The 2,324-nt window shown below is 72.9% G+C and carries 3 protein-coding genes; 1 reads left to right on the top strand and 2 read right to left on the bottom strand.

From position 1 onward, the window contains the following. Positions 1-436 (top strand): peptidoglycan-binding domain-containing protein (locus FRZ03_RS39360; protein WP_222443416.1); only part of this gene is annotated, 436 nt, incomplete at its 5' end. Between the two features lie 6 nt (positions 437-442). Here FRZ03_RS39360 and FRZ03_RS27385 read toward each other — a convergent pair. After that, on the bottom strand, positions 443-1,111 hold the full coding sequence (locus FRZ03_RS27385; RefSeq protein WP_146467812.1) for an HAD-IA family hydrolase: 669 nt from the start codon (positions 1,109-1,111) through the stop codon (positions 443-445). 172 nt (positions 1,112-1,283) lie between these two features. Next, positions 1,284-1,865: a TMEM165/GDT1 family protein gene (locus FRZ03_RS27380; RefSeq protein WP_146467811.1), complete on the bottom strand. Its 582-nt coding sequence runs from the start codon at positions 1,863-1,865 to the stop codon at positions 1,284-1,286. Positions 1,866-2,324: the final 459 nt, after the last annotated feature.

Here is a 2,324-nt window from a genome sequence, read left to right as displayed (position 1 = left end):
TTCCTCCAGGGCGGTCGGCGCGCAGCCGATCACCCACAGGGCGCCGGGGCCCCCACGCTCCGCGCACGCCGTGCCGCCCGCGCACGCCGCGGCGGGCCCCGCGCCGGCCCTCGCGTCCTTGAGCCGCCCCCCGGCCCGGCGCCGGGTGATGCCGCCCGCGCCCATCCCCCCGTCCCCCCCTCCCGGCGCCCCGCCGTCCACCCCGGCCGGCGCCCCGGAGCTGCGCCGCGGGGACGTCGGGCCCCAGGTCGCGGACCTCCAGTTCCGGCTGTGGCAGCTCGACCTCTACGAAGGCCCCCTCGACGGCGCCTACACCCGCGCCGTGGAGAACGGCGTGCGCAGCTATCAGCAGGCCCGGGGCGTCCAGGGCGATCCCGCGGGGGTGTACGGGCCACGGACCCGGGCCGCGCTGGAGGCGGAGACGTCGGGGCGCTGAGCCGGATCAGCCGAGGTGCAGCCGGATCGTGCCGTCCGGCAGGCCCTCCACCCGGACCCGGGTGAGGTCGGGGACGACCACGTCGGGACCGTGCGCGCCCGCGCGGGGCCCGACGCCGACCACGGTCATGCCCGCCGCGCGCCCCGCCGCGATGCCCGCGCCGGAGTCCTCGAAGACGACGCAGTCGGCCGCCGCGACGCCCAGTTCGGCGGCGCCCTTGAGGAAGCCCTCGGGGTCGGGCTTGCTCGCGCCGACCGACTCGGCGGTGATCCGGACCGCGGGCAGCGGCAGCCCGGTGGCGTTCATCCGGGCGGTGGACAGGGCGACGTCCGCCGAGGTCACCAGCGCGTGCGGCAGATCCCGCAGCGCGGCCAGGAAGGCGGCGGCACCGGGGATCTCGACCACGCCGTCCATGTCGGCGGTCTCCTCGGCGAGCATGCGCGCGTTGTCCGCGAGGTTCTCCTCCCGCGGCCGGTCGGGCAGCAGTACGGCCATGGAGGCGTGCCCCTGCCTGCCGTGCACCACCCTCAGCACCTCGTCGCCGTCCAGGCCGTGCCGCGCGGCCCAGCGCCGCCAGATGCGCTCGACGACGGCGTCCGAGTCGACGAGGGTGCCGTCCATGTCGAGCAGCAGGGCGCGGGCGGTCAGGACAGTGGGCGTGGCGGTGGCCGTCATCGGCGGTGACTCCAGGAACGAAAGGCCCCCTACGGAAGGGACCGCGGGGAGGGGACAAGGCGGCCCCGCCCGCCGGTCAGGGAAAACGGGCGGGAGCCACTTTGTTTCTCCACGGTACAAAATGGAGGCCCGTCCCGCCACCACCCCGGCGGGCGTTCACCCGGCGTTCGGCTCAGCCCGCGACCGCCTCGTACAGGCTCCAGGCGCCGAGGGCCAGCATCAGCAGGGCCGCGATCTGCGTGATCAGCCGCAGCGGCACCTTCTTCATCAGGGCCTTCCCGCCCACGATGCCGAGTCCGGCGACGGCCCACAGACCGAGCACCGCGCCGAGCCCGACGGAGAGCGGATCGTCGTAGCGGGCGGCGAGGTTGGCGGTCATGATCTGGGTGAGATCGCCGAACTCGGCGACCAGGATGAGCATGAAGCCCGTACCCGCGACCCTCCAGAAGGTCTGGTCGGCGGGCTTCTTGATCTCCTCTTCTTCCTCTCCCTTGCTCAGCAGCAGCATCGCGGCGCCGCCGAGGAAGAGCAGTCCGGTGACGGCGTGCACGATGCGCTGCGGCAGCAGGGTGAGCACGCTGCCGGCGGCGACGGCGAGCACCACGTGGACCAGGAAGGCGGCGGCGACGCCCGCGAAGACGTAGCTCGCCCGGTAGCGGGTGCCGAGGACGAGACCGGCGAGCGCGGTCTTGTCCGGCAGTTCGGCGAGGAAGATGACGCCGAAGACGAGCGCCGTCACGGTGATGCTGATCAAGGTTCCTCAATCGGTCGGGGCCACCCCGCCGAGAGTGCGGTGCATCACGCGAGGCACCTCGGCACGGCAGCACACTCGGCGTCCGCGCCGGTGGACACGGACATGCACTGCTTGCCGAAGGTCTCGCTGGCGGTACCCGCGCGGGTCCGCCTCCGGGCGCCGGCTCAGGCTGGCTGAGCAGTATGTCGACGGTCCGGCGAAGAGCTACTCCCCTTCTGCGCCTTCGATGATACGGGACGGCAAAGTCCGCCGCCGAACCTTGCGTTGACATGATCACGTCACTAACTTCTTACCGGACGCTCACCCGCCGGTCAGGTCACACCGCGAGCATTCCCTGACTCGTGACCCAACACCCCACCCCCACAAGGGAGTTCTTTGATGCCCAAGTTCTACGCGCGTCGACGTCTGAGCCTGCTCGCCGGGCTCACCGGCATGATCGCCACCGCCGCGCTGTTCAAC

Source organism: Streptomyces misionensis (genome assembly GCF_007896895.1).
Taxonomy (GTDB): domain Bacteria; phylum Actinomycetota; class Actinomycetes; order Streptomycetales; family Streptomycetaceae; genus Streptomyces; species Streptomyces misionensis_A.
Note: the sequence above shows the minus strand (reverse complement) of the source record. Positions and strands in the feature narration are given on the sequence as shown.